Below are 23,998 nucleotides of genomic sequence, written 5' to 3' on the forward strand. Positions count from 1 at the left end.
GGACGTGCGGTGTGTCCTACAGCACGCACTCCGCCTCGGCGTACCGATCGGCCGGGACCGTCTTGAGGGTCGCCACCGCCTCGGCCAGGGACACCATCACGATGTCCGTGCCGCGCAGCGCCGTCATCCGGCCGAACTCCCCGCGGTGCACCGCCTCCACGGCGTGCCAGCCGAACCGGGTGGCCAGCACCCGGTCGTACGCCGTCGGCGTGCCGCCGCGCTGGACGTGCCCGAGGATCACCGGCCGGGCCTCCTTGCCGAGCCGCTGCTCCAGTTCGAGGGAGAGCTGCCGGGCGACGCCGGCGAACCGCTCGTGGCCGTAGACGTCCTTGCCGCCCTCGTCGAAGTCCATGGTGCCCGCCCTGGGCTTGGCGCCCTCCGCGACCACGACGATCGCGAACCGCTTGCCCGCCTCGAACCGCTCGCCGACCTTCGCCGCCAACTCCTCGATGTCGAAGGGGCGTTCAGGGACGACGATGGCGTGGGCGCCGGCCGCCATGCCGGACTGGAGCGCGATCCAGCCGGTGTGACGGCCCATGACCTCCACGATCAGCATCCGCTGGTGGGACTCGGCGGTGGTCTTCAGCCGGTCCAGGGCCTCGGTGGCGACGGTCACGGCGGTGTCGAAGCCGAAGGTGAGGTCCGTGACCGCGATGTCGTTGTCGATGGTCTTGGGCACGCCGACGATCGGCAGACCGTTGTCCGACAGCAGCCGGGCCGCCTTGAGGGTGCCCTCGCCGCCGATCGGGATGATCGCGTCGAGCCCCAGCTCCTCGACGTGGCCCCTGGCCCGCTGCACGCCGTCCCGCAGGTGCTCGGGACGGACCCGGGAGGAGCCGAGGATGGTCCCGCCGCGGGCGAGGATGCCGCTCACCGCGTCGAGGTCGAGCTTGAGGTAGTCGCACTCCAGGAGGCCCTTCCAGCCGTCGCGGAAGCCGATGACCTCGTCGCCGTGGTCGACGACGGCACGGTGCACGACGGAACGGATGACGGCGTTCAGGCCGGGACAGTCGCCGCCGGAGGTGAGCACGCCAATGCGCATAGCCCGAATAACCTTCTCAACGTGGGCGCGGGGACCGGACCACGTTGTCCGGTCGGTCCCCGCCACCCTAGCGGCACGGGGCGGCGGGGCCGAACCGTGCGTCCGCCTGCTGGACGGCCCCGCTCACCTGTGCGGACACCCTGTCAGACGGGCTCCCGTCGCGGCCGTCGCGCACCTCTCACGCGGGCTGCTGCGCAGCTGTTCTCACGCGGGCTGCTGCGCAACTGTACTCACGCAGGCTGCTGCGCAGCCGCGATGCGCTCGTTGCGCAGCGCCTCGTACCAGTGGTCGTCGATCGGCGGCAGCGCGTTGACGTCGAGGGCCAGCTTCAGCAGCAGGTCCGCGATCAGCGGGTTGCGGGCCAGCACCGGGCCGTGCATGTACGTGCCGAAGACGGTGTCGTTGTAGGCGCCCTCCGTGCCGTCGCCCGTGCCGTTGCCCCGGCCCAGGCGGACCTGGGCGAACGGGCGGGCGGTGGGGCCGAGGTGGGTGACGCCCTGGTGGTTCTCGAACCCGGTCAGCGAGGGCAGGCCGAGCCGCGGGTCGACGTCGCCCAGCACGTCGCCGACGCACCGCTCGCCCTCACCGCGCACCGACACGACGTCGAGCAGGCCGAGTCCCGGCTCGCGCTGCCCGAGGTCGTTGACGAACTCGTGGCCGAGGATCTGGTACCCGGCGCAGACGGAGAAGACGATCGCGCCGTTCTCCACCGCCCTGTGCAGACTGCCGTCGCGCCGCAGCCGCTCCGCCGCCAGCCGCTGCGGCCGGTCCTCGCCGCCGCCGATGAGGTAGATGTCGCCGGAGGTCGGGATCGGCTGGTCGCTGCGCACGTCGAGACGGGCCACGTCCAGGCCGCGCTGGCGGGCCCGGCGCTCCACCACGAGGACGTTGCCCTGGTCGCCGTAGGTGCTCAGCAGGTCCGGGTAGATCCACACCAGCCGCAGTTGGTTGTCACTCATGAAGTGCTCGTCCTTTGTGGTCAGTTGCCGACGCGGCGGCGCAGGTCCTGGAACGCGGTGTAGTTGGCGATGACCTCGATCCGGCCGGCCGGGGCCTGCTGCACGGCCTCGTCCAGGCTCTCGCAGACCTGGAACTGCTGGCCCGCGACCTCCAGGCGCACCGCGAGGTCCAGCTTCCGGTCGCCGAGCACGAAGAGCGGGTGGCCGGTCAGGCGCGTGTAGTCGACGTCCCACAGCCAGGAGGTGTCGGTGCCGTCCGCGCTGCGCGCGTTGACCGACAGGATGACCGGGGCGGGCGGCGGGTCGATCAGGGAGAACGTCTCCAGCCAGCCGGCCGGGTTCTTCGCCAGCAGCAGGCGCAGGTCGCGGCCCTGGAACTGCACGACGTCGTAGCGGCCGGCGACCGCCTGCACCTGGTACATCCGCTCCAGGGCGACCTGCGGCGGCACCCCGAAGACGGCGGCGACGGCCGCGGAGGAGGCGGCGTTGGCCTTGTTGGCGCGGCCCGGCAGCTGAAGGTGGATCGGCCAGGCGGAGCCGTGCGGGTCGAGGACGTGGTCGCCGGACAGGGCCCAGCTGGGGGTGGGGCGGCGGAAGCCGCACTCGCCGCAGAACCAGTCGTCGCCCGGGCGCTGCATCACTCCGCCGCAGGACGGGCAGGACCAGGCGTCGTCCTTCCACATCTGCCCGGCGGCCACCCAGATCACGTTGGGAGACGAGGACGCGGCCCACACCACCAGCGGGTCGTCGCAGTTGGCGACGAGCACGGCCTTGGACCCGCTCAGCGCCTCGCGCCAGTTCTCGGCGAGCATCCGGGTCTCACCGGCCCGGTCGAGCTGGTCGCGGGAGAGGTTGAGCAGCGCGATGCACTTGGGGTCGGTGTCCCGGGCCACGCCCGCGAGGTATTTCTCGTCGACCTCTATCACGCCGAACTTCGCTTCCGAGCCGCCGGCGAGCGCGGAGGTGATGCCCGCGGGCATGTTCGCGCCGAGCGCGTTGGACACGACCGGGCCCGCGGCCCCCAGGGCCTCGGCGATGAGCCGGGTGGTCGTGGTCTTGCCGTTGGTCGCCGAGACCAGGATCACGTCCAGGTGCTGGGCGAGCCGGGCCAGTAGATCGGGGTCGAGTTTGAGGGCCACCCGACCACCGATCACCGAACCGCTGCCGCGTCCAGCGGCCCGCGATGCCGCAGCGACCGCCTTGCCCGCCGTCACGGCCAGCTTGGCCCGCGGCGTGAGCGGGTCCGAGTTGCCTGCCATCAGTTCTCGATCCTCCTTGCGTACGCGCCGCGCGTTGAGCCATTCGGCAACGTGGTGTGGACCTCAGCCTATCGAGATCTGCTGACGCTCCCGAATCCCGCCCATGCCCGCGCGGTCGGCAGGGGCAGAGGGAACCGTACCCTTGCCGCCATGCGACACGGCTCGATCCCGGGCGCCCGCGGGCGCGTCCGGCCCCTTTCCCTGCTCGGCAGCACCGTTCTGCACGCCCCTTGCGAGGAGGTCACCGACTTTGGTCCCGAACTGTTCCGGGTGGTGGAGGACTTGTTCGCGACGATGTACGCGGCGGGCGGAGTGGGCCTCGCCGCGAACCAGATCGGGCTGCCGCTGCGGGTCTTCGTGTACGACTGCCCGGACGACGAGGACGTGCGCCACCTCGGCCATGTGGTCAACCCGCGGCTGGTGGAGACGGACGGGGTGGTGATCCGTGGACCGGAGGGCTGCCTGTCCCTGCCGGGCCTGGAGGCGGGGACGGAGCGCTACGACCACGCGGTGGTCGAGGGCTTCACGGTGACCGGTGAGCCGGTCACCGTGCACGGGACGGGGTTCTTCGCGCGCTGCCTCCAGCACGAGTGCGATCACCTCGACGGCCAGGTGTACGCCGACCGCCTCTCCGGGTGGCGGCGCGGCCGGCTGCTGAGGCAGGCCGCGCGGGCACCGTGGGGTCGGTGAACCACCGCGCGGCCGCGGGGCGTCGGCGGCCGGCCGCGTCCCGCCGCGGAGCCGGACGGTGACGCGCGCCGGACCCGTGGGCGCGGCTCAGAAACCGGGGCTCCCCGTCTTGTCGTCCACCGCCGCCAGCCGTCCCCACAGCAGGTCCGCCAGGCTGCGTACGAGTTCCGCCCGCGAGCAGGGCCGCTCGCCCAGCCACCAGTCGCCGGCCGCGTGCATCATGCCGACGATGCCGTGGCCCCACACGCGGGCCAGCTGCTGTCCGGCCGGGCCCAGGTCGAGCCGCTCCTCGATGACCCGGGCCAGTTCCTCGCCCATGCGGCGCAGCAGCGGAGCGGAGTGCCTGCCGACGTCGAAGCCCTGGTCGGTGCCCTGGCCGCCCTCCGCCGGGTGCATCAGGAAGCGGTAGACCTGCGGGCGGGCCTCGATGGCCGCGAGGTAGGTGTCCAGCGTCGACTCCACGCGCTCCCGACGGTCCGCGGGGGCGTCCAGCGCGGCCCGCAGGGAGGCGAGCAGGGCGTCGGTGTGCCGCTGGGCGAGGGCGGCGTACAGCCCTCCCTTGTCGCCGAAGTGGCGGTAGAGGATCGGCTTGGTGATGCCGGCCTCGGCGGCGATGGCGTTCATCGACGCGTGCGGGCCGTCGCGCAGCACCACCCGGTCGGCGGCCTCCAGCAGCTCGCGCCGTCGGCGGTCGGCGGACCGCTGCTGATCGGTCCGCTGCGTGGTGTCCATGAGATCTCCCCACCCGTACTGGTTCGGTGACGCCTGCGCAAAGTAACACTGACGGGGCCGGACATCTCGAACGGGCTGCCGGGGAATGATCAGGAGTCGACTTCTCCTACCGGGCGGTAACATAGTACGGTTACCGCAAGTAACATGCAGGTGTGCCGCTGGAGGGGACATGGCCGAGTTCACCATGGAGCTCAACGACGAGCAGAGGGAGGTCCGGGACTGGCTGCACGGCTTCGCGGCCGATGTGATCCGTCCCGCCGCCGCCGAATGGGACGAGCGCGAGGAGACCCCCTGGCCGGTCATCCAGGAGGCCGCCAAGGTCGGCATCTACTCCCTCGACTTCTACGCCCAGCAGTACTTCGACGCCACCGGCCTCGGCATCCCGATGGCCATGGAGGAGCTGTTCTGGGGCGACGCCGGCATCGCGCTGTCCATCGTCGGCACCGGCCTCGCCGCCGTGGGCGTCCTCGCCAACGGCACCGACGAGCAGATCGGCACCTGGATTCCGCAGATGTACGGCGACCCGGACGATGTGAAGGTCGCCGCCTTCTGCTCCTCCGAGCCCGACGCCGGCTCCGACGTGGCCTCGATGCGCACCCGCGCGGTGTACGACGAGGCCAAGGACGAGTGGGTGATCAACGGCACCAAGACCTGGGTGACCAACGGCGGCATCGCCAACGTGCACGTGGTCGTCGCCTCCGTCGACCCCGAACTCGGTTCCAAGGGCCACGCCTCCTTCATCGTCCCGCCGGGCACACCGGGGATGACGCAGGGGCAGAAGTTCAAGAAGCACGGCATCCGCGCCTCACACACCGCCGAGGTGGTCCTGGACGGCGTCCGCGTCCCCGGGTCCTGCCTGCTCGGCGGCAGGCAGAAGCTGGACGAGCGGCTCGCCCGCGCCCGGGAGAAGGCCCGCAAGGGCGGAGAGAGGGTGAAGAACGCGGCGATGGCCACGTTCGAGGCGTCCCGCCCCGCCGTCGGCGCCATGGCGGTCGGCACCGCCCGGGCCGCCTACGAGGTCGCCCTCGACTACGCCCGGACGCGGGAGCAGTTCGGCCGGCCGATCATCGACAACCAGGGGGTCGCCTTCCAGCTCGCCGACATGCGCACGCGGATCGACGCCGCGCGGCTGCTGGTCTGGCGGGCCTCGTGGATGGCGGTCAACGGCAGGCCGTTCGAGGCCGCCGAGGGCTCGATGTCCAAGCTGTTCGCCAGCGAGACCGCGAAGAAGGTCACGGCCCAGGCCATCCAGATCCTCGGCGGCAACGGCTACACCCGGGAGTACCCGGTGGAGCGGATGCACCGCGACGCGGCCATCTACACCATTTTCGAAGGGACCAGCGAGATCCAGCGGCTGGTGATCTCCCGCACGATCTCGGGCATGCCGATCCGCTAGGGCCTGTTGCGAAAGTCCCGTCTGCCCCGCGACGCCATGCACGCTCCCCCAAGCTCTTCGAGCAGGGGGGACCCCCAGAGCACGCACCTGACGCCGCGAGGCCCGCCCTCCGGGCGGACGACGGGACTTTCGCAACAGGCCCTAACGATGCCGCAGCGGCGTCAGCTGCTCGATGTCGTAGCGCTTCCTGAGTTCCTCGATCGCCGCGTGGTCCGGCGGGCCCCCGTTCCCCAGGATCGCCAGGAGTTCCTCGAAGTACCGCTCGTGATCGGGCGGCGGGGACGCCTGGAAGAACATCTTCGCGGGGGTGTCGGTGGGGTTGGCGAAGGCGTGCGGGCAGCCCGGCGGGACGACGATGACCGTGCCCGGGGTCGCCCGCACCACGCGGTTGCCGGAGTGGGACTCCCACCGCTGCCAGCCGTCGGGGGTCCGGATCCGCGGCTCGAAGGCGAGCACGTCCAGCTCGCCCTCCAGCACGTAGAACAACTCCTCGCTGCGTGTGTGCACATGGGCGCCGACGTCGAAGCCGGGCGGGACCTCCACCTCGAACGTGGAGGCCGTCCGCGAGTGCGAGCCCGTCACCTTGAACGTCACCCGCTGGGCCGGCGCCTCGACGATGCGGCCCTGGCCCGGCGGTACGAGCAGTCCTTCCGTGGCCATCGCCGGATCACCACGTCACCGGCAGGGACTCGGGCCCGCGGATCAACGCGCCCTGACTGAAGGGCACTTGCTCCTTCGGCACCGCGAGCCTCAGATTCGGCATCCGGTCCAGCAGGACGTCGACCAGCAGCTCCGACGCCAGCCGGGCGAGCCGGTCGCCCGGGCAGTGGTGCGGGCCGGAGCCGAACGCCACATGCGGGTTCGGGCTGCGCGATAGGTCGATCGTCCCGGGGTCGGCGAAGACGTCCGGGTCGCGGTTGGCGGCCGGGTACGACACGTGGACCGCCTCGCCCGCCCGGATCCGCACCCCTCCGATCTCCACGTCCTCCAGGGCGATCCTGGACAGCCCGACCCCGTTGCGTTGCGGGACGCAGCGCAGCAGTTCGTCGACGGCCCGCGGGCGGATCGGCGGGTCCGCGCGCAGCCGGTCGGCCAGCTCGGGGCGGGTCAGCAGGAGGTAGAACATCTGTCCGCTGCTGCCGGTGACCGCCTCGCCGCCGGTCTGCAGGAGAACCGCGAGTCCCACGGCCTCCTCCAGGGTGATCTCACGGCGTGCCACGGCCGTCCCGAGCAGCGAGGCGATGTCCTCCCCGGCGCTGTCCGCACGGGCGTCGAGGAGCTCGGCGAAGTACGTGCCCATCTCCTCCCTGGCCTGCTCGCCGACGGCGGTGCCGGGCGCGGAGGACAGGACAAGCCGGGTCCAGACGTGCATCCCCTGCCGGTCCGCGACCGGCACACCCAGCAGCTCGCAGAGCAGCGCGATCGGGAACGGGCGGAGCACCTCGGCGGTCAGGTCGGCGGGCGGCCCGTTCGCGAGCAGGTCGTCGACCAGTTCGTCCAGCATCCGGCGGGCGCTGTCCCGCACCCGCTCCACACCGTCCGCGGTGAGGGCCGGGGCGATCGAGCGGCGCAGCCGGGTGTGGCCCGGCGGGTCCAGGGAGCCGGCCGCGCCGCGCGCCGGGACGAAGCGCGGGGCCGGCCGGGTGACCTGCCTGTCGGTGCCCGCCTCGCGGCTGAACCGGGGGTCGTCGGTGACCGCCCGCACGTCGTCCATGCGGGTCACCAGCCACGCCCGGCCCTCGGCGCCCGGCAGCTCGACGCGGGTGACCGGACCTGCCTCCACCGGCTCGCAGAGCGCCGGGTCGAAGGCCACGTCCGCCAGGTCGTGCGCCGGCCGGTGCCGGACCGCCGGCGCCGCCTGGGTGTGTGCCTCCTCGACGAGTGTCTCCTCGGTCATGCCTCGCCCCCGGTCTGCCAGCAGCCGAGCGACATCTCGGCGGTGATCCCGGGGCCGAATCCGGCGAGCAGCCCGCGCGCCCGGTCCTCGGGGTCGCCCTCGTCGAACAGCCGCCGCAGCGCGTCCAGGACGACGGCGCTGGCGATGTTGCCGTACTCGGTGAGCGTGGCCCGGCTGAACCGGAACGCGTGCGGCTCGACGTTCAGGAACTTGCTGAGGTCGTCCAGGATGCGCGGGCCGCCCGCATGGATGACGTAGAAGTCCAGGTCGGACGCGTCCCAGCCGTGCATTCCGGCCAGGGCCTGAAGGGCCGGGGCGAGCGGCTCCATGGTGGTGGGCACCCGCTTGTCCAGCAGGAAGTGGAAGCCGGTCTCCCGGACGTCGTAGGCGATCCACTCCTCCGTCCTGGGGATCAGGTACGAGCCGTTGCGCTCGAGCCGGACGCCCGTGCCGCCGGTGCCGCGGACCACGGCGGCGGCGATGCCGTCGCCGAACAGGCCGTTGGAGAGCAGGGAGCCGACGCCGAGGTCGGTGGGCTGGTAGCACAGCGAGCAGAACTCGCAGGCCACGATGAGGGCGTTTCCGTCCGGGTACGCCGTGCAGAAGTCGTGGGCCCGGTTGATCGCGGCGCCCCCGGCCGCGCAGCCCAGCTGGGCTATGGGGAGCTGACGGGTCGTCGAGTCGAACTCCATCGTGTTGATCAGCCACGCGGTGAGCGACGGCATCATGAAGCCCGTGCAGGAGACGTAGATGATGACATCGATGTCCCTGGTCAGGAGCTCGGCGTCGTCGAGGGCCCGCTGGATGACGGCGGGGACCCGGGCCTTGGCCTCCTGCTCGTAGAGCTTGTTGCGCTCCTCGAAGCCGGGGTGCTTGAGGGTCTCCGCGATGGGCTGCACGATGTGCCGGGTCTGCACACCGGTGTTCTCGATGAGCCGGAGGGCCAGCGGGAGCTGCGGGTGGTCCGCGTGGCGGGAGCGCGCGAGCTCCAGCGTCTCCTCCATGGTGATCACGTGCTCTGGTACGGACACCGAGGGTCTGCACAAAGTCGCCATGAGCCGTGCCTGCTTTCGCCTTCCGGAAGGCCGGTTGCCCCCCGGGCAGAGGGTGCAGCACCCGTAAGGGTGGCTCATCCACGATCGCCCAGGAGAGCGACGATCTTCTCGCGGAACTACTCCAATCCGGCGACGGCGGACCACGCCCTCCGGGCTCGCGGATCTTGGTCCGGAAGCACGGGAAACCGGCTTCCGCGGGCGGAAAATGCCTGCTCACAGCCTTGCGGGTCGCGGACCGCCCGGGACCTGCGGCCCGCGTCGGACGCCACCCACCACACGAAGATCCGGGCCGCGCCTTCCGTCCCGCCCGGGCGGGCGCCGGCCTCCGCCATCCGGGGCACACCGCCGACCCGCACGGGGACGGCCACCGCCTCCCGTCGTGCCGCCGCCGCGGCGGCCCAGCCCGTCGGCTCGATGCGTCCGGCCGGCTGGAGACGGCTGAGCGGCCGCGGGGGGAGACATGGCGAGGCGAGGCAGGGCCGGGGAGGCGTCCCCGTGCCGCGGTGGCATCCCGTCGGCTCGGTTCGTCCGGGAGGTGGTGCCGCTGCCGTGCGTGAGGTGCGGCGCGGCCGGCCGTGGCGAAGCGGTAGCCGGCCCGTGCCGCGGTGGTTCCGGCGCGGCACGGGCCCGGTCCCGTCAGCCGGAGGCGGATCCGCTGCTGTGGGCGATGCAGGCCACGTCGATGCGGTCGGCGAGTTTGGCCAGCTCGATGGTCAGCGCGGCCACCGTGTCCTCGTCCAGTCCCGCCTGCCCGGTCTCCACCAGACGCAGCCACCGTCCGCCGACCGTGCGCAGCAGCTTGCTCACGTCGGCCGCGGCCACCTGCAAGGTACCGCGGTCGTCGACGATCAGAGGCAGAGTCACTTCGCGGTTCACAAAGGGGATCGTAGCCGTGGAAGCGTCACGCCCCGTGCCACACGGTGGTGATGTTGCAGAACTCGCGGATTCCGTGCCCGGACAGCTCACGCCCGTACCCCGACCGCTTCACTCCACCGAACGGGAACGCCGGATGCGAGGCGGTCATCCCGTTGACGTACACCCCGCCCGCCTCCAGGTCCCGCACGAACCGGTCCACCTCGCTCTCGTCCTCCGTCCAGACGTTCGAACTCAGGCCGAAGGGCGAGTCGTTGGCGATGAGCACCGCCTCGTCGAGGTCGGTCGCCCGGTACAGCGTCGCCACCGGGCCGAACGCCTCCTCGCGGTGGATGCGCATCTCGCGGGTGATGCCGGCCAGCACGGTCGGCGGGTAGTACCAGCCGGGGCCGTCGGGCCGTTCGCCACCGCACAGCACAGCGGCCCCGCCACGCCGGGCGTCGTCGACGAGCTCCTCCAGATCCGACCGGCCCCGCTCACTGGACAGCGGCCCGACCTCGGTGTCCTCCCGCATCGGGTCACCGATCCTCAGCGTCCTCATCCCGGCGACGAAACGCTCGGCGAAGGCGTCGTGGACGTCCGTGTGCACGATGAACCGCTTGGCGGCGATGCAGGACTGGCCGTTGTTCTGCACGCGCGCGGTCACCGCGACCTCGGCGGCCCGGTCGACGTCGGCGGACGGCATCACGATGAACGGGTCGCTGCCGCCCAGTTCCAGCACCGTTTTTTTGATCATCTCCCCGGCGGTGGACGCCACGGCCCGCCCGGCCGGCTCGCTGCCGGTCAGGGTGGCCGCCCGCACCCGCTCGTCGCGCAGGATGTCGTCGACCGCTCCGGAGCCGATGAGCAGGGTCTGGAAACAGCCCTCGGCGAACCCCGCCCGGTGGAACAGGTCCTCCAGGTACAGGGCCGTCTGCGGCACGTTGGAGGCGTGCTTGAGCAGGCCGACGTTGCCGGCCATCAGGGCGGGCGCGGCGAAGCGGACCACCTGCCACAGGGGGAAGTTCCAGGGCATGACGGCCAGCACCGGTCCGAGCGGCCGGTAGCGGACCAGGACCCGGGAGGCACCGGAGTCCTTCACGTCCGAGTCGGCGGGCCGCTCGTCGGCGAGCAGTTCCTCGGCGTGCTCGGCGTACCAGCGCATGGCCTTGGCGCACTTCGCGGCCTCCGCGCGGGCCTGCCCGACCGGCTTGCCCATCTCCGTGGTCATGACACGGGCGATCTCGTCCTGGTCCTCGTCGAGGAGAGCGGCGGCCCTGTTCATCAGACGGGTCCGCTCGCCGAAGGCCGTCGTCCGGTACGTACGGAACGTGGCCTGCGCGAGCTGGAGCCGGCGCTCGATCTCCTCCTCGCCCATGGCCTCGTACGTCTTGAGCGTCTCGCCGTTGGCCGGGTTCACCGTGGCGATGGACATGGCTGACCTCCCTGGGAGCGGCCTGTGCTTCGACCTTCCCGCGCCGCGGGGCCGAGCGCAACGTGTGCGGCGCTCGTCAGGGCGAGTGCTCGGCCAGCCGGTCGAGAAACGCGGCCTGGGCCCTGACGATCACCTCGCGGGCCCGGTCGAGACCGAGCCAGGCCACCCGGTCCAGCTCGGGGAACTCCCGGGTGCGCCCGGACCGCGGCGGCCACTCCATGAGGAACGTGCCGGGGACGACCGCCGCGGGGTCGAGGTCGGCCTCGACCGCCCAGGCCGTGACGGTCTTGCCGTTCGTCTGCCGGACCTCGCCCAGCGGCACGGCCGCCCCGTCCGGCGGCGGCAGCCCCAGCTCCTCCTGGAACTCGCGGCGGGCCGCCTCCCACGCGGGTTCCTCCGGGCCGTACTCGCCCTTCGGTACCGTCCACGCCCCCGCGTCCCGCCGGGCGAAGAAGGGGCCGCCCATGTGCCCGAGGAGCACCTCCAAGCCGCCGCCGGAGCGCCGGAACAGCAGCAGACCGGCACTGCGCCGACCCCGCCGGGCCTCCCGCCGGGCGCTCACGGCGCGATCTCCGGGTGCGCGGCCAGCAGCGTGGTGACGGTGTCGGCGTCCTCGGGGCGCTTGTCCTCCCGGTAGCGCACGACCCGGGCGAAGCGGAGGGTCACGCCCGCCGGGTAGCGGGTGGAGCGCTGCAGGCCGTCGTAGGCGATCTCGACGACGAGCTCGGGGCGCACGGTCACCACCCGGCCGTCGTCCTCGACGGCGAGCCCGCGCAGCCGCTCGGTCTGCCAGGCCAGCATCGTGTCCGTCATGCCCTTGAACGTCTTGCCGAGCATCGCGAAGCCGCCGTCGGCGGTGCGCGCGCCCAGGTGCAGGTTGGACAGCTTGCCGGTGCGGCGGCCGTGGCCCCACTCGGCGGCCAGGACCACCAGGTCCAGGGTGTGCACGGGCTTGACCTTGAGCCAGGACGCACCGCGCCGGCCCGCGCTGTAGGCGGCGTCGAGGGCCTTGACGACCACGCCCTCGTGACCGCGCCGCAGGGTCTCGGCCAGGAACCGCTCGGCCTCGCCGACGTCGTCGGGCCCCGACACCAGGGTGCGCCTGACCCGCATCGGCTCCGGTACGAGACGGGCCAGCTCGGCCTGGCGCTCGGTCAACGGCAGGTCGAGCAGATCGCGGTCGCCGACCGACAGCGCGTCGAAGAAGACGGGGGAGACGGGGACCGCCTCGGCGGCCGTGGCCACGTCGACGCGTGAGCCCACGCGCCCGGCGGTCTCCTGGAACGAGCGCGGCCGCCCGTCCGCCCCGAAGGAGATGACCTCGCCGTCCAGGATGAACCGCTCGCCGGGCAACGCCTGTGCGACCGCCGTCAGTTCCGGAAGCCGGTCGGTGATGTCGTCCAGGGTGCGGGTGTGCACCCGTACGGTGCCGCCGTCCCGGTGGACCTGGACCCGGATGCCGTCGAGTTTCTCCTCGACGGCGCACGCGCCGAGCCTTTCGACCGCCTCGGCCACCGAGGAGGCGCTGTGCGCCAGCATCGGCAGGACCGGGCGGCCGACGGTGAGCCGGAAGCGCTCCAGCGCCGGCGGGCCGTCCGCGAGCAGGGCCTGCGCCACCGTCCGCAACGATCCGGCCAGCATCACCGCCCGCCGCACGTCCGCCGGGGGTGCGCCCGTCGCCCCGGCCAGTGCCTCGACGGCGATGGCGTCCAGCGCGCCCTGCCGGACCTCCCCGGTGAGCAGCCCGCGCAGGAACCGCTGCTCGTCGTCGGTCGCCGCGCCCATCAACTCGCCGACGATCCGGGAGCGTTCGGTTTGCGATCCGGGGCCGGAGACCTTGCCGAGCTCGCTCAGCCGGGCATCCACCTCGCGCACGGTGAGCGACGGCTCGGCAGCGGGGGCGACCCGGCGGCCGAGCACCTTCCAGCCCACGCCGAGCCGCCCCTGCGGCAGTCGGCCCGCCAGATACGGGATGACGACCGGCACGTCCTCGGCCCCCGCCTCCCGGAACAACTCGGCGAGCAGAACCGTCTTCCGCGACCGCGCCGAGGCGGCGGCCACCTCCCGTGACACCTGGGCCAACCGGGCGAGCAACATGCAGCCATGGTGCACCGCACGGCGCCGCCCCACACCCGCGCCCTGCCGCGCCCCCGCTCGCCGGCCCGCGGGTGGACGCGCCCCGGTTCGCCCGTGCCGTGCTACCTCCGTGCCGCGCTCCCCGTCGCCACCGCCGCGTCCAGGTCCGCGAAGAGCAGTTCGCCGTTGATCGCCGCGCCGGCGCGGTAGCCGCGGCTGGCGGCGTTGACGACCTGCTCGGCGAAGCCGCTGGCGTTCCCCGCCGCCCACAGGCCGGCGACGGTCGTCAGACCCCGTTCGTCGATCACCGGGAACGAGCCGAACGGCGTCTCGCGCAGCTCGGCGCCCAGTTGCTGGAGGAGACCGGTCTGCGGCAGCGCGCGCGGCGCGACGAACAGCGCCTCGCGGGCGTGCGTCGTCCCGTCCGCGAGCCGGACCCCGGTCAGCCGGTCGGCCTCGACGACGACCCCGGCCACCTCGCCGGGCACCACGTGGACGCCGGCCGCGGCCAGCCTGCGCAGGTCGTCGTCGGTCAGCGCGTCCTCGCCGACCCGGTGCAGGAAGAGCGTCACGTCCTTGGACCACTGGGTCACCATCAGAGCCTGGTGGACGCTCAGCGGCGTCGTGGCGAGCACGCCGAAGGCCTGGTCGCGCACCTCCCAGCCGTGGCAGTACGGGCAGTGCAGGACGTCACGGCCGAACCGTTCGGCGAGGCCCGGGACCGCAGGCAGCTCGTCCTTCAGGCCGGTGGCGACGATCATCTGCCGGGCGTGGACCGTGCGGCCTCCGGCCAGCGTCACCTCGAACCCGCCGTCGGCGTCCCGCAGCGCTTCCACCGCCCGGTCCCGGACCAGCTCGACCCCGTACCGTTCGATCTCCTCGCGGCCGGCGGCGAGGAACCGTGCCGGGGACATGCCGTCCCGGGACAGGAAGCCCTGCATGTGCGCGGACGGCGCGTTGCGCGGTTCGCCCGCGTCGACGACCAGCGTGCGCCGCCGGGCCCGGCCGAGGACCAGCGCGGCGGACAGCCCCGCCGCGCCGCCCCCGACGACGACGACCTCGTACTTCTCGGTCTTCTCGGTCTTCTGGCTCTTCTCGCTCTTCTCGGTCATGGTGACCACCTCCACCGAGAAGGTCGTCCGTGCGGTGCCGTATTGACAAACGGATTTGCCGGTCCTGCAATCGGGGTATGAGCATCGAGGACGTTCTGGCCGACGTGGGCCCCCGGCTGCGCCGGATACGCAAGGAACGGGAAGTCACCCTCGCCGCCCTCGCGGAGGCGACCGGGATCTCCGTCAGCACCCTCTCGCGCCTGGAGTCGGGCCTGCGCAAACCCAGCCTGGAACTGCTGCTGCCGATCGCGCAGGCCCATCGGATGCAGCTGGACGAACTGGTCGGCGCCCCTCCGGCGCGCGACCCGCGGGTACGGGCCGAGCCGATCGTGCGCGACGGCCGTACCCACTGGCCGCTGACCCGGCAGCCCGGCGGCCTCCAGGCGTTCAAGGTGCTGGAACCGCGGCGCAGGCTCGAACCGGACCCGCGGACCCACGAGGGCTACGAGTGGCTGTACGTGCTGTCGGGCAAGCTGCGGCTGGTGCTCGGCGGGCACGACGTGGTGCTCACGGCCGGGGAGGCGGCGGAGTTCGACACGCGCGTGCCGCACTGGTTCGGGTCGACCGGTGAGGGGCCGGTGGAGTTCCTGAGCCTGTTCGGACCGCAGGGGGAGCGCATGCATGTACGGGCGCGGCCGACGCGCGGTGGCCAGGACGTCTGACCACGGGTGGTTCCCCGATCGGCAAGCGACTGCTTAGTATGCGACCGACCCCGGTCAGACGACGCGACGACGCGGTCCCCCTGGAGGCGGCGCATGCAGGCATGGCGAGTGCACGAGAACGGCGAACCGGGCGAGGTGATGCGGCTGGAGGAGACCGAGCCGCCCACTCCGGGCGAGGGCCGGATCCTGCTCAAGGTGCGTGCCGCCAACATCAACTTCCCGGACGCGCTGCTGTGCCGCGGCCAGTACCAGGTCCGGCCGCCGCTGCCCTTCACCCCGGGCGTGGAGATCTGCGGCGAGACGGAGGACGGCCGCCGCGTGATCGCCAACCCGGCGCTGCCGTACGGCGGTTTCGCCGAGTACGCCGTCGCCGCCACCGACGCCGTGCTGCCCGCCCCCGACACGCTGGACGACGCCGAGGCGGCCGCCCTGCACATCGGCTACCAGACCGGCTGGTTCGGCCTGCACCGCCGGGCGCGGCTGGAGGCCGGCGAGACCCTGCTTGTCCACGCCGCCGCCGGAGGCGTCGGCAGCGCGGCCGTGCAGCTCGGCAAGGCGGCGGGTGCCCGGGTCGTCGGAGTCGCCGGCGGTGCCGGGAAGGCCGCCGTGGCCCGCGAGCTGGGCTGCGACGTGGTGATCGACCGGCATACCGACGACGTCGTCGCCGCCGTGAAGGAGGCCACCGGCGGCCGGGGCGCGGACGTGATCTACGACCCGGTCGGCGGCTCGGCCTACGCCCAGTCCGCCAAGGCCGTCGCCTTCGAGGGCCGGATCCTCGTGGTCGGCTTCGCCGGCGGGACCGTCCCCAGCCCGGCGCTGAACCACGCACTCGTCAAGAACTACTCGATCGTCGGCCTGCACTGGGGCCTGTACCACACCAAGAACCCCGACCTGGTCCGGCACTGCCACGAGCAGCTCACCGACCTGGCCGCCCGGGGCGCGATCAAGCCGCTGGTGAGCGAGCGGGTACCGCTGGCCGGGGCCGCGGCCGCCGTCCAGCGGGTCGCCGACGGCGCCACCACCGGTCGCGTCGCCGTGGTGCCCGCCCTGGAGAACGGAGCCGCCCTATGACCGACGCCGAGGAACTGCGCCGCCGCACCCGCGAGTTGCTGGCCGCGCACCCGCCGGCCACCACCGGCCGGCTCGACTTCCTCAGGGCCCGTTTCGACGCCGGGCTCGCCTGGGTGCACTACCCGCGAGGCCTCGGCGGACTCGGCGCCGCCCGCTCCCTCCAGGCCGTCGTGGACGCCGGGTTGGCGGCGGCGGGCGCCCCGGACAACGAGCCGCGCCGCATCGGTATCGGCCTCGGCATGGCCGCGCCGACCCTCCTGCGGCACGGCACCGAGGAGCAGAAGCGACGCTTCCTCGGGCCGTTGTGGACCGGGGAGGAGGTCTGGTGCCAGCTGTTCAGCGAACCGGGCGCCGGATCCGACCTGGCCGCCCTCGGCACCCGGGCGGTCCGTGACGGCGACACCTGGGTGGTCAGCGGCCAGAAGGTGTGGACCTCCAGCGCCCACCTCGCCCGCTGGGCCATCCTCATCGCCCGCACCGACCCCGACCTGCCCAAGCACCAGGGCATCACCTACTTCCTCTGCGACATGACCGACCCCGGCGTCGAGGTGCGGCCCCTGCGCCAGATCACCGGGGAGGCCGAGTTCAACGAGGTCTTCCTGACGGGCGTGCGCATCCCCGACGCCCACCGCCTCGGCGAGGTCGGCGACGGCTGGCGGGTCGCCCGGACCACGCTCATGAACGAGCGTGTGTCCATCGGCGGAATGCGGCTGCCCCGCGAGGGCGGCATGATCGGCCCGGTGGCCAGGACCTGGCGCGAACGCCCGGAACTGCGCACCCACGATCTGCACCAGCGGCTGCTGAGGCTGTGGGTGGAGGCCGAGGTGGCCCGGCTGACCGGCGAGCGGCTGCGCCAGCAGCTGGCCGCGGGCCGGCCCGGCCCCGAGGGCTCCGGCGTGAAGCTCGCCTTCGCTCGCCTCAACCAGGAGATCAGCGGCTTGGAGGTCGAACTCCTCGGAGAAGAGGGGCTGCTGTACGACGACTGGACCATGCGCCGTTCCGAACTGGTCGACTTCACCGGCCGCGACGCCGGCTACCGCTATCTGCGCGCCAAGGGCAACAGCATCGAGGGCGGGACCAGCGAGGTCCTGCTGAACATCGTCGCCGAGCGCGTCCTCGGCCTGCCCGCCGAGCCGCGCACCGACAAGGACGTCGCCTGGAAGGACCTTGCCCGATGAGTGCGACGAGCATGACGAGCACCGAACCCGACCTGCTGTACTCGGAGGAGGAAGAGGCGTTGCGCGCCGCCGTCCGGGACCTGCTCACCGACCACTGCGCCCCGGCGGACGTGATCGCGCGCGCCGAGTCGGACGCCCCGCACGACCTCGCCCTGTGGAAGACGCTTGCCGGCGACATGGGCCTGGCCGGTCTGCTGGTGCCCGAGGAGCACGGCGGCCAGGGTGCCACGCACCGTGAAGCGGCCGTGGTCCTGGAGGAGTTGGGCCGCGCGGTGGCTCCCGTCCCGTACCTCACCAGCGCCGTGGTCGCCACCGAGGCGCTGCTGGCCTGCACGGGCGATGCCGCCGCCGGGCTGCTGTCCCGCCTGGCGTCCGGTCGAGAGATCGGCGTCCTGGCGGTCGGGCTGCACACCGGGCCGGGCTCCTTCCGGACCGTAGGGGCGGAATCCGGGTTGCTGTACGGGGAGTTGACCGGCATCGCGGACGCGATGGCCGCCGACGTGCTGCTCGTTCCGACGGAAGACGGCGGACTCCACGCCGTCGACGCGGGCGACGCCACCATCACCCCGCAGGTGTCCCTGGATCCGACCCGGCCGCTGGCGACCGTCTCCCTCGACGCCGTGCGGGGCTGCCGGCTGGGCGACGCCGGACCCGCCGTGCGCCGGGCGCTGCGCGCGGGCGCCGGACTGCTCGCCTCCGAACAACTCGGCCTCGCCGACTGGACGTTGACCGAGACCGTGCGCTACCTCAAGGAACGCAAGCAGTTCAACCGTCCCGTCGGCGGCTTCCAGGCGCTCAAGCACCGGCTCGCCCAGCTGTGGCTGGAGATCACGGGCCTTCGCGCCGCCGCCCGGTCCGCGGCCGACGCGCTCGCCCGGGAGGCGGACGCCGATGTCGCGGTCGCCCTCGCCCAGGCCTACGCGGCACCCGTCGCCGTCCACGCCGCCGAGGAGGCACTGCAACTGCACGGCGGCATCGGCATGACCTGGGAGCACCCGGTCCACCTGTACCTGAAGCGGGCCAAGGCGGACTCGATCGCGTACGGCACGGCGGGCGCCCACCGCGAGGCGCTGGCCCGGCTGGCCGACCTCGCGGCGCCCTGACCACGGGCCGCGCGTCAGGGATGCAGGCTGCCGACGATCTGCGCGGTGGCCATCAGGCCCTCGTGAATGGTGGGCGCCATGCTCGTACCCGCCAGGAAGAAGCCGAGCAGGACGCAGACCAGGGCGTGCGAGAACTTCAGCGCGCAGTTGCGCACGAAGATCACCGCAAGGAGCAGGAGCAGCAGCACCACAGAGATGGAAATGGCCATCGTCGTCCTCCTCCGCCACGCCCACTTCGCGGCTTTCGGCCGCAAGTGTGGCGTAGCGGGGGGTCAGGTTGTGCGGGAGACGTGTCCTCCGAACGTGTGGTTCTGCCACCGTCCCGGCACCGCGCCCCGGATTGCGGAACGAGAAACCGGGTGCGGGTGCCGATGCGGGGCTCAGGCCTCGATGACGCGGGAGCGGATGAGGAACCGCACTCCCTCGGGCGCCTCCAGGGAGAAACCGCTGCCCCGTCCGGGCACCACGTCGACGATGAGCCGGGTGTGGCGCCACGCCTCGTACTGGCTGCGCGACATCCAGAACGAGACCGGCCGGTCCACGCCCTCGACCTCCAGCTCCGCGAGCAGCACGTCCGAGCCGCCGGTACGGAACTCGCCCTCCGGATAGCACATCGGCGCGCTTCCGTCACAGCAGCCGCCCGACTGGTGGAACATCAGCGGCCCGTGCGCCTCGCTCAGCCGCCGCACCAGGCCGGCCGCCGCGGGGGTGAGCTCCACACGCGGGATCTCCTCGTACATCGTCGCCGTCCTTCGCCGCCCCGGAAGAAGAAGCCGAACACAGACGAGCAGCCAAGCAGCACGGAGGTTGCGACAAGGTTGCACGGTCCGCCTTCACGGGCCCGCCCACGCGGGCGGGCCGCCGTGCCCCGCCGTCCCCCGGCGCGGCGCGCGCGTACGGGCCATCACTGAGATCCTGACCGGGAGAAGCGCTGCCCATGACATGACCGGTGGTGGTGAGCGCGGTGTCCGAACGCGGCGACAACAGTCCCGGGCCGACGGCCGCGGGCGTGGACCCCCTGGGGGACCCGTTCCTGCGCACCCGCTTCGCCGTGCCGGTGCCGCCGGCCACGTTTCTGCGCCGGGAGCGGCTGGCCGAGCATCTGGACCAGGCGCTGGCCACACCGCTGACGATGGTCAACGGCGGCGCGGGTGCGGGCAAGACGCTGCTGGTCGCCGACTGGGCCGCCCAGCTGGACCAGCCGGTGGCCTGGTTCACCGCGGACGCCGCCGACCCGGCGCCCGGCGTCTTCTGGGCCTACCTGCTGGAGGCCCTGCGTGCCTGCGGGGCGCACGGGATCCGCGGCGTCGGCTGCCCGGCCGAGGCGGGCATGGTGGACCACGGCCTGCTCGCCCGGCTCGCCGCCCAACTGAACGGCCGCGACCGGCCCGTGACCGTCGTCCTCGACGAGTACGACCGCGTGACCGACCCGGAGATCGCCGACCAACTCGCCTTCGTCCTGCACCACGCCGGACAGGGCGTGCACCTGGTCCTCGTCACCCGCACCGAGCCCACGCTGCCCCTGCACCGCTACCGCGCCGACGGCACCCTGACCGAGATCAGGGACGCGGAACTGGCCTTCACCCCCGAAGAGGCGGCGGCCCTGCTGGAACTGCACGGGCTGCGCCTCGGCGACGGCGCGGCCCGCGCGCTCGTCGAGCGCACCCGGGGCTGGGCGGCGGGCCTGCGGCTGTGCGCCCTGGCCGCCCAGCAGAGCAGCGACCCGGAGACGTACCTCAAGGAGTTCGAGGCCGGGCAGAGCACGATCGCCGACTTCCTGCTGGCCGAGGTGCTCAAGAGACAGCCGGCCCCGACGCAGGACCTGCTGCTGCGGGTCAGCGTCCTGGACCGGTTCTGCCCGGACCTGGCCAACGCGCTGGCCGGGCGCCGGGACGCCGGACCCGTCCTGGCCGAGCTGCACCGGGCGAACGCGTTCGTGGAGGACCTCGGCCACTCCTGGTACCGCCTCCATCCGCTGTTCGCGGAGATCCTCGCGGCGCACCTGCGGGTGCGGTTCCCCCACCTCGAGCCCGAACTGCACCGCAGGGCCGCCGAGTGGCTGCGGCACACCGGGCCGCTGCCCGAGACGCTCGCCCACGGCGCCGCGGCCGGCGACTGGCGGTTCACCGCCCGCACGCTGGTGGACGACCTCGCGATCGGGCAGTTCTTCACCGGCCTGCGCTCCGGTGACCTGGGCGAGCTGTTCTCCCGGATGCCCCCCGGGACCACCGGCCCCGACGCCGACCTCGTCCGCGCGGCGCGCGAGCTGTCCGACGGCGACCTCGGCCACGCCCGCCCGCACCTGGAGCACGCCCGTCGGGACCTGGGCCGCGCCGGTTCCGACAGGGCGGCGGCCCGGCTCGGCCTCGCCCTCCTGGACACCCTCGCCGCCCGGCTGACCGGCTCCCCGGGCCGGGCCGAACACGCCGCCCGGACGGCACGGGAGCTGCGCCAGGACATCCCCGACCACCTCCTGGCCAAGCACCCCGAACTCGCCGCTCTGACACAGACCCACCTGGGCGCCGCCCGCCTGTGGGCGGGACGCTTCGAGGACGCCAGGGCCGCGCTGTCCGCCGCGGCCGCCGGCTCCGACGGGGCCACCGCGCTGCCCCGGGAGGAGTCCCTGACCCAGCTCGCGCTGATCGACTACCTGACCGGCTGGCCCACGCGGGCCGAACGCGGGGTCCTGGCGGCGCTCACCGACGCGGACCGGTTCAGCCTGGCCGGGGCGACCGGCTCCGGACTCGGCCACGCGGTCCTGGCCGCGGTGGCCGTCGACCGTGACGAACTGGGGGAGGCCCAGGCCCTGCTGGACCGGGCGACGGCCCCGCAGCCGGTGCCGCGGGACCCCGTGACGGCCGCCGGTCTGCTCATCGCGCGCGCACGCCTGCAACTGGCCCGCGGAGAGGTCCGCGCCGCCCTGGAGACCGGCGAGTCGTCCGTGCCCGCCGACGTGCCGTCGCCCTGGGCCGAGGCCCACAGCGCGCTCGTCGTCTCCGCCGCCCACCTCGCCGAGGGCCGCCCCGAGACGGCCGTGAAGGCACTGGAGGACGTCGTGGGCCGGGACGCCGCCTGCACGGTGGCGGCAGCCCGCGCCCATCTCGCCGCGGGTGACCCGGGCACCGCCCTGGACCTGCTCGACGCGCTTCCTCCCGGGCGGCGCAGCGGCCCCGCCGTCACGGTCCGTGCCCTGCTGGTGCGCGCCGAGGCCACCGTCCGGCAGGGCGACCACACCACCGCGCGTCGGCTGGCGGCCCGCGCGCTGCTGGAGGCCCGGAACGAGCGGCTGCTGCGGCCCTTCCGCGAGACCGGACCGTGGCTGCGCCGCCTGCTGGACCCGGACGCGTTCCCCCGGCTCCCGGCGCGCCCGGGCCCCCGGTCCGGGACCGTGCCGGAGGCGGGCCGCCCGTCCGCCCTGGTCGTCGACCGGCTCAGCGGCCGTGAGCGGGACGTGCTCCAGCGGCTCGCGCTGATGATGACGACCGAGGAGATCGCCGCGGACCTGTTCGTGTCGGTCAACACGGTCAAGACCCACCTCAAGAGCGTGTACCGCAAGCTCGGCGTCAACCGGCGCAACGAAGCGGTGCACCGGGCCCGCGAACTGCGCCTGCTGTGAACCGCGCGGGCCGTACCGCCCGCCGTATCACCTGCGCCGGGTGAGGCCCGGCCGCCCGGCCGGGCGGACCCTCGGACAGGGGCGTGGTAGACCCGTCCCCAGGCACCGTGGGAGCGGCTGATGCGCTACGAGATCCGCGTCGACGGGCACATGTCGGAGACGCTGACCAGGGCATTCCCGGAGCTGGAGCACGTGGTGATGTTCGGTCAGACCGTGCTGTTCGGACCCGTGGTGGACGAGGCGCATCTGTACGGGCTGCTGGCCCGCTGCCGGTCACTGGGCCTGAGGGTCCTGGAGATGCGCCGTATCCCGGAGTGAGCCGCCCCGGCGGCCGGAGTGAGCCGCCCTTGCTGCCGTCCGGCAGACGGGGCGCGGCCCATCCGGATCAACGCGGCGGCGCGGGAGGCGGATCACCCCCCAGGGGTGACCCGTGGGACACCGCCCCGCGGGACGCTGGCGGGCAGGTCCTCGCACACCGTCCCGTCGGCGGTCCGGCAGCGACCTGCAACCGATCCCCGCGAGGAGGAGCCATGAGCATGTCGCGTGGTTCGGCACCGGGTGCCGGACCGGAGAACACGCCCGGCGGGACGGGCGCCCACCCGGACGGCGACCCCGCCGACGTGCTGGCGGGACTCGGCGGTTCGTGGTCCTGGATCCTGGCCTCGGCGCTGGCGACGCTGGTGCCGGGGATCATCGTGCTCGCCTGGCCGAACGAGACCCTGCACGTCCTGGCGATCGTGATCGGGCTGTACCTGCTCGTGACCGGCGCCTTCCGGTTCGTCGCCGCCTTCTCGCGGGAGGAGCACGGCGAGCGCCTGCCGCGGCTGCTGGTCGCGGTGCTGTTCGTCCTCGCCGGGGTGCTGTGCCTGCGGCACCCGTTGCAGACGATCGCCGCGCTCTCGCTGATCGTCGGGATCGTCTGGCTGCTGTCCGGCATGCTCACCGCCTACACGGCCCTCGCCTTCAGAAACCTGCCCCACCGCGGCTTCCTCCTCGGCGTGGCGGCGCTCGGCGTCGTCGCGGGCATCGTGGTGCTGGTGCTGCCCGCCCAGTCGGCCCTGGTGCTGACCCGACTGCTGGGCCTGTGGCTCGTGCTGCTCGGCCTGGTCGAACTGGGCCTCGCCCTCGCCTGGCGGTCGGCGCTGCGCAGGGCCGCCACACGGACCCCGACGGGGCCCGCGGCCACGGTCTGAGCCCCGTCCGGCCACCGAGACGCCGGCGCGTGGCCGCGGCAACGTCTCACGCTCACCCACATCGGGTGAGGCGTCCCGGTCCTGCCGTGCGCACGCTGACAGAGGGCAGACCGCGCCGCCGGGCACAGGCCCGGAACGGAGGAGAGAAATGAGCACGCAGCTGAACCTCGCGTACGACTATCCGCTGCTGAGCGCCTTCTGGACGATGCTGTGGTTCTTCCTGTGGATCATGTGGTTCGTCCTGCTCTTCCGGGTCGTCCTCGACATCTTCCGCGACGGCGGCCTGAACGGCTGGGCCAAGGCCGGATGGCTGGTGTTCTGCCTCGTGCTGCCGTTCCTGGGCGTCCTCGTCTACGTCATCGCCCGCGGCAGGAGCATGAGCCGCCGGGAGTTCGCACACGCGCGGGAGCAGCAGGAGGCCTTCAACGCCTACATCCGGCAGACCGCGGCCGGGGGCGGCGGGTCCAAGGTCGACGAACTCGCCCGGCTGTCCGACCTGCGCGCCCGCGGAGACATCACCGACGAGGAGTTCGCCCGGGGCAAGGACATGATCCTGAGCAGCGGGGTCCCCGAGGGCCGCGCCACCTCCGTGACCTCCGGCCCTGAGGGCCCCGACAGCTCCGTCAGCTCCACTCCCGGCCGTTGACGAGTACGCCGGACCGGTATGCCG

General features: G+C 73.1%; 24 protein-coding genes. 10 read left to right on the top strand and 14 right to left on the bottom strand.

What is annotated here, in order from left to right; all coding sequences use genetic code 11:
• Positions 1-16: 16 nt before the first annotated feature.
• From ACTYVM_RS11045 to ACTYVM_RS11055, 3 genes are all read right to left on the bottom strand, one after another.
• Positions 17-1,042 (bottom strand): 6-phosphofructokinase, encoded by a 1,026-nt coding sequence (locus ACTYVM_RS11045; protein WP_445525740.1) that lies wholly within the window; start codon positions 1,040-1,042, stop codon positions 17-19.
• 230 nt (positions 1,043-1,272) lie between these two features.
• Entirely contained in the window at positions 1,273-2,001 is a 729-nt protein-coding gene (locus ACTYVM_RS11050) for a type 1 glutamine amidotransferase (RefSeq protein ID WP_445525741.1), read from the bottom strand.
• A 20-nt stretch (positions 2,002-2,021) separates the two neighbouring features.
• Complete coding sequence (locus ACTYVM_RS11055; protein ID WP_445525742.1) at positions 2,022-3,260, bottom strand: Mur ligase family protein; 1,239 nt, start codon at positions 3,258-3,260, stop codon at positions 2,022-2,024.
• A gap of 150 nt (positions 3,261-3,410) precedes the next feature.
• On the opposite strand from ACTYVM_RS11055, the gene def reads away from it, so the two are divergent.
• A complete protein-coding gene (gene def, locus ACTYVM_RS11060) occupies positions 3,411-3,950 on the top strand; it encodes a peptide deformylase (protein WP_445525743.1) in 540 nt (179 codons plus the stop codon).
• A gap of 87 nt (positions 3,951-4,037) precedes the next feature.
• On the opposite strand, the gene ACTYVM_RS11065 is transcribed toward def, so the two are convergent.
• Positions 4,038-4,682: a TetR/AcrR family transcriptional regulator gene (locus tag ACTYVM_RS11065; protein WP_445525744.1), complete on the bottom strand. Its 645-nt coding sequence runs from the start codon at positions 4,680-4,682 to the stop codon at positions 4,038-4,040.
• A 169-nt stretch (positions 4,683-4,851) separates the two neighbouring features.
• On the opposite strand from ACTYVM_RS11065, the gene ACTYVM_RS11070 reads away from it, so the two are divergent.
• Positions 4,852-6,078 (top strand): acyl-CoA dehydrogenase family protein, encoded by a 1,227-nt coding sequence (locus tag ACTYVM_RS11070; protein WP_445525745.1) that lies wholly within the window; start codon positions 4,852-4,854, stop codon positions 6,076-6,078.
• A gap of 141 nt (positions 6,079-6,219) precedes the next feature.
• Here ACTYVM_RS11070 and ACTYVM_RS11075 read toward each other — a convergent pair whose 3' ends face one another.
• The 8 genes from ACTYVM_RS11075 to ACTYVM_RS11110 form a co-directional block, all read right to left on the bottom strand.
• Positions 6,220-6,738 carry a cupin domain-containing protein gene (locus tag ACTYVM_RS11075; protein ID WP_445525746.1) on the bottom strand — a complete coding sequence of 173 codons (519 nt, stop codon included), beginning with the start codon at positions 6,736-6,738 and terminating at the stop codon, positions 6,220-6,222.
• Positions 6,739-6,745: 7 nt separating this feature from the next.
• Positions 6,746-7,975, bottom strand: coding sequence for a cytochrome P450 (locus ACTYVM_RS11080; protein WP_445525747.1), 1,230 nt, complete (start codon positions 7,973-7,975; stop codon positions 6,746-6,748).
• On the bottom strand, positions 7,972-9,108 hold the full coding sequence (locus ACTYVM_RS11085) for a type III polyketide synthase (RefSeq protein WP_445525748.1): 1,137 nt from the start codon (positions 9,106-9,108) through the stop codon (positions 7,972-7,974). The genes ACTYVM_RS11080 and ACTYVM_RS11085 overlap by 4 nt, the downstream gene beginning before the upstream one ends.
• Before the next feature lie 558 nt (positions 9,109-9,666).
• The gene (locus ACTYVM_RS11090; protein WP_400029374.1) at positions 9,667-9,906 is read right to left on the bottom strand and encodes a DUF6213 family protein; all 240 of its coding nucleotides are present in this window, start codon (positions 9,904-9,906) and stop codon (positions 9,667-9,669) included.
• Positions 9,907-9,931: 25 nt separating this feature from the next.
• Positions 9,932-11,317, bottom strand: a complete 1,386-nt coding sequence (locus ACTYVM_RS11095; RefSeq protein ID WP_445525749.1) for an NADP-dependent succinic semialdehyde dehydrogenase — start codon at positions 11,315-11,317, stop codon at positions 9,932-9,934.
• 76 nt (positions 11,318-11,393) lie between these two features.
• Positions 11,394-11,879, bottom strand: coding sequence for an NUDIX hydrolase (locus ACTYVM_RS11100; RefSeq protein WP_445525750.1), 486 nt, complete (start codon positions 11,877-11,879; stop codon positions 11,394-11,396).
• Complete coding sequence (locus ACTYVM_RS11105) at positions 11,876-13,414, bottom strand: ATP-dependent DNA ligase (protein WP_445525751.1); 1,539 nt, start codon at positions 13,412-13,414, stop codon at positions 11,876-11,878. The genes ACTYVM_RS11100 and ACTYVM_RS11105 overlap by 4 nt, the downstream gene beginning before the upstream one ends.
• A gap of 101 nt (positions 13,415-13,515) precedes the next feature.
• Positions 13,516-14,505, bottom strand: coding sequence for an NAD(P)/FAD-dependent oxidoreductase (locus tag ACTYVM_RS11110; RefSeq protein ID WP_445525752.1), 990 nt, complete (start codon positions 14,503-14,505; stop codon positions 13,516-13,518).
• Positions 14,506-14,582: 77 nt separating this feature from the next.
• Between ACTYVM_RS11110 and ACTYVM_RS11115 the strand changes: the two genes are divergently transcribed.
• The 4 genes from ACTYVM_RS11115 to ACTYVM_RS11130 all read left to right on the top strand — a co-directional run bounded on the left by ACTYVM_RS11115 (position 14,583) and on the right by ACTYVM_RS11130 (position 18,519).
• Positions 14,583-15,167 carry a helix-turn-helix domain-containing protein gene (locus ACTYVM_RS11115; RefSeq protein WP_445525753.1) on the top strand — a complete coding sequence of 195 codons (585 nt, stop codon included), beginning with the start codon at positions 14,583-14,585 and terminating at the stop codon, positions 15,165-15,167.
• Between the two features lie 93 nt (positions 15,168-15,260).
• Positions 15,261-16,238, top strand: a complete 978-nt coding sequence (locus ACTYVM_RS11120; protein WP_445525754.1) for an NADPH:quinone oxidoreductase family protein — start codon at positions 15,261-15,263, stop codon at positions 16,236-16,238.
• Positions 16,235-17,416, top strand: coding sequence for an acyl-CoA dehydrogenase family protein (locus ACTYVM_RS11125; RefSeq protein WP_445525755.1), 1,182 nt, complete (start codon positions 16,235-16,237; stop codon positions 17,414-17,416). The genes ACTYVM_RS11120 and ACTYVM_RS11125 overlap by 4 nt, the downstream gene beginning before the upstream one ends.
• Positions 17,413-18,519: an acyl-CoA dehydrogenase family protein gene (locus ACTYVM_RS11130; RefSeq protein ID WP_445525756.1), complete on the top strand. Its 1,107-nt coding sequence runs from the start codon at positions 17,413-17,415 to the stop codon at positions 18,517-18,519. Before ACTYVM_RS11125 ends, ACTYVM_RS11130 begins: the two co-directional genes overlap by 4 nt.
• Positions 18,520-18,533: 14 nt before the next feature.
• Here the strand turns inward: ACTYVM_RS11130 and ACTYVM_RS11135 are convergent, their stop codons facing one another.
• Positions 18,534-18,728, bottom strand: coding sequence for a hypothetical protein (locus ACTYVM_RS11135; RefSeq protein WP_141363227.1), 195 nt, complete (start codon positions 18,726-18,728; stop codon positions 18,534-18,536).
• A 171-nt stretch (positions 18,729-18,899) separates the two neighbouring features.
• A complete protein-coding gene (locus ACTYVM_RS11140; protein ID WP_445525757.1) occupies positions 18,900-19,259 on the bottom strand; it encodes a DUF779 domain-containing protein in 360 nt (119 codons plus the stop codon).
• A 209-nt stretch (positions 19,260-19,468) separates the two neighbouring features.
• On the opposite strand from ACTYVM_RS11140, the gene ACTYVM_RS11145 reads away from it, so the two are divergent.
• The 4 genes from ACTYVM_RS11145 to ACTYVM_RS11160 all read left to right on the top strand — a co-directional run bounded on the left by ACTYVM_RS11145 (position 19,469) and on the right by ACTYVM_RS11160 (position 23,974).
• Positions 19,469-22,135, top strand: a complete 2,667-nt coding sequence (locus ACTYVM_RS11145; RefSeq protein ID WP_445525758.1) for a winged helix-turn-helix domain-containing protein — start codon at positions 19,469-19,471, stop codon at positions 22,133-22,135.
• A 120-nt stretch (positions 22,136-22,255) separates the two neighbouring features.
• A complete protein-coding gene (locus tag ACTYVM_RS11150; RefSeq protein ID WP_445525759.1) occupies positions 22,256-22,453 on the top strand; it encodes a DUF8691 family protein in 198 nt (65 codons plus the stop codon).
• Between the two features lie 212 nt (positions 22,454-22,665).
• Complete coding sequence (locus ACTYVM_RS11155) at positions 22,666-23,328, top strand: HdeD family acid-resistance protein (RefSeq protein WP_445525760.1); 663 nt, start codon at positions 22,666-22,668, stop codon at positions 23,326-23,328.
• Between the two features lie 148 nt (positions 23,329-23,476).
• Positions 23,477-23,974 carry an SHOCT domain-containing protein gene (locus ACTYVM_RS11160; protein WP_445525761.1) on the top strand — a complete coding sequence of 166 codons (498 nt, stop codon included), beginning with the start codon at positions 23,477-23,479 and terminating at the stop codon, positions 23,972-23,974.
• The last annotated feature ends 24 nt before the right edge of the window (positions 23,975-23,998 follow it).

This window comes from Streptomyces cyslabdanicus, from assembly GCF_052663305.1.

What these genes read in the sequence shown, in the direction of transcription:
- ACTYVM_RS11085 (WP_445525748.1), bottom strand. Translation starts at nt 9,108, where the DNA reads ATGAGCCACCCTTACGGGTGCTGCACCCTCTGCCCGGGGGGCAACCGG.
- ACTYVM_RS11160 (WP_445525761.1), top strand. Translation starts at nt 23,477, where the DNA reads ATGAGCACGCAGCTGAACCTCGCGTACGACTATCCGCTGCTGAGCGCC.
- ACTYVM_RS11125 (WP_445525755.1), top strand. Translation starts at nt 16,235, where the DNA reads ATGACCGACGCCGAGGAACTGCGCCGCCGCACCCGCGAGTTGCTGGCC.
- ACTYVM_RS11120 (WP_445525754.1), top strand. Translation starts at nt 15,261, where the DNA reads ATGCAGGCATGGCGAGTGCACGAGAACGGCGAACCGGGCGAGGTGATG.
- ACTYVM_RS11155 (WP_445525760.1), top strand. Translation starts at nt 22,666, where the DNA reads ATGAGCATGTCGCGTGGTTCGGCACCGGGTGCCGGACCGGAGAACACG.
- ACTYVM_RS11105 (WP_445525751.1), bottom strand. Translation starts at nt 13,414, where the DNA reads ATGTTGCTCGCCCGGTTGGCCCAGGTGTCACGGGAGGTGGCCGCCGCC.
- ACTYVM_RS11150 (WP_445525759.1), top strand. Translation starts at nt 22,256, where the DNA reads ATGCGCTACGAGATCCGCGTCGACGGGCACATGTCGGAGACGCTGACC.
- ACTYVM_RS11140 (WP_445525757.1), bottom strand. Translation starts at nt 19,259, where the DNA reads ATGTACGAGGAGATCCCGCGTGTGGAGCTCACCCCCGCGGCGGCCGGC.
- def (WP_445525743.1), top strand. Translation starts at nt 3,411, where the DNA reads ATGCGACACGGCTCGATCCCGGGCGCCCGCGGGCGCGTCCGGCCCCTT.
- ACTYVM_RS11080 (WP_445525747.1), bottom strand. Translation starts at nt 7,975, where the DNA reads ATGACCGAGGAGACACTCGTCGAGGAGGCACACACCCAGGCGGCGCCG.
- ACTYVM_RS11115 (WP_445525753.1), top strand. Translation starts at nt 14,583, where the DNA reads ATGAGCATCGAGGACGTTCTGGCCGACGTGGGCCCCCGGCTGCGCCGG.
- ACTYVM_RS11070 (WP_445525745.1), top strand. Translation starts at nt 4,852, where the DNA reads ATGGCCGAGTTCACCATGGAGCTCAACGACGAGCAGAGGGAGGTCCGG.
- ACTYVM_RS11050 (WP_445525741.1), bottom strand. Translation starts at nt 2,001, where the DNA reads ATGAGTGACAACCAACTGCGGCTGGTGTGGATCTACCCGGACCTGCTG.
- ACTYVM_RS11135 (WP_141363227.1), bottom strand. Translation starts at nt 18,728, where the DNA reads ATGGCCATTTCCATCTCTGTGGTGCTGCTGCTCCTGCTCCTTGCGGTG.
- ACTYVM_RS11130 (WP_445525756.1), top strand. Translation starts at nt 17,413, where the DNA reads ATGAGTGCGACGAGCATGACGAGCACCGAACCCGACCTGCTGTACTCG.
- ACTYVM_RS11065 (WP_445525744.1), bottom strand. Translation starts at nt 4,682, where the DNA reads ATGGACACCACGCAGCGGACCGATCAGCAGCGGTCCGCCGACCGCCGA.
- ACTYVM_RS11045 (WP_445525740.1), bottom strand. Translation starts at nt 1,042, where the DNA reads ATGCGCATTGGCGTGCTCACCTCCGGCGGCGACTGTCCCGGCCTGAAC.
- ACTYVM_RS11055 (WP_445525742.1), bottom strand. Translation starts at nt 3,260, where the DNA reads ATGGCAGGCAACTCGGACCCGCTCACGCCGCGGGCCAAGCTGGCCGTG.
- ACTYVM_RS11075 (WP_445525746.1), bottom strand. Translation starts at nt 6,738, where the DNA reads ATGGCCACGGAAGGACTGCTCGTACCGCCGGGCCAGGGCCGCATCGTC.
- ACTYVM_RS11095 (WP_445525749.1), bottom strand. Translation starts at nt 11,317, where the DNA reads ATGTCCATCGCCACGGTGAACCCGGCCAACGGCGAGACGCTCAAGACG.
- ACTYVM_RS11110 (WP_445525752.1), bottom strand. Translation starts at nt 14,505, where the DNA reads ATGACCGAGAAGAGCGAGAAGAGCCAGAAGACCGAGAAGACCGAGAAG.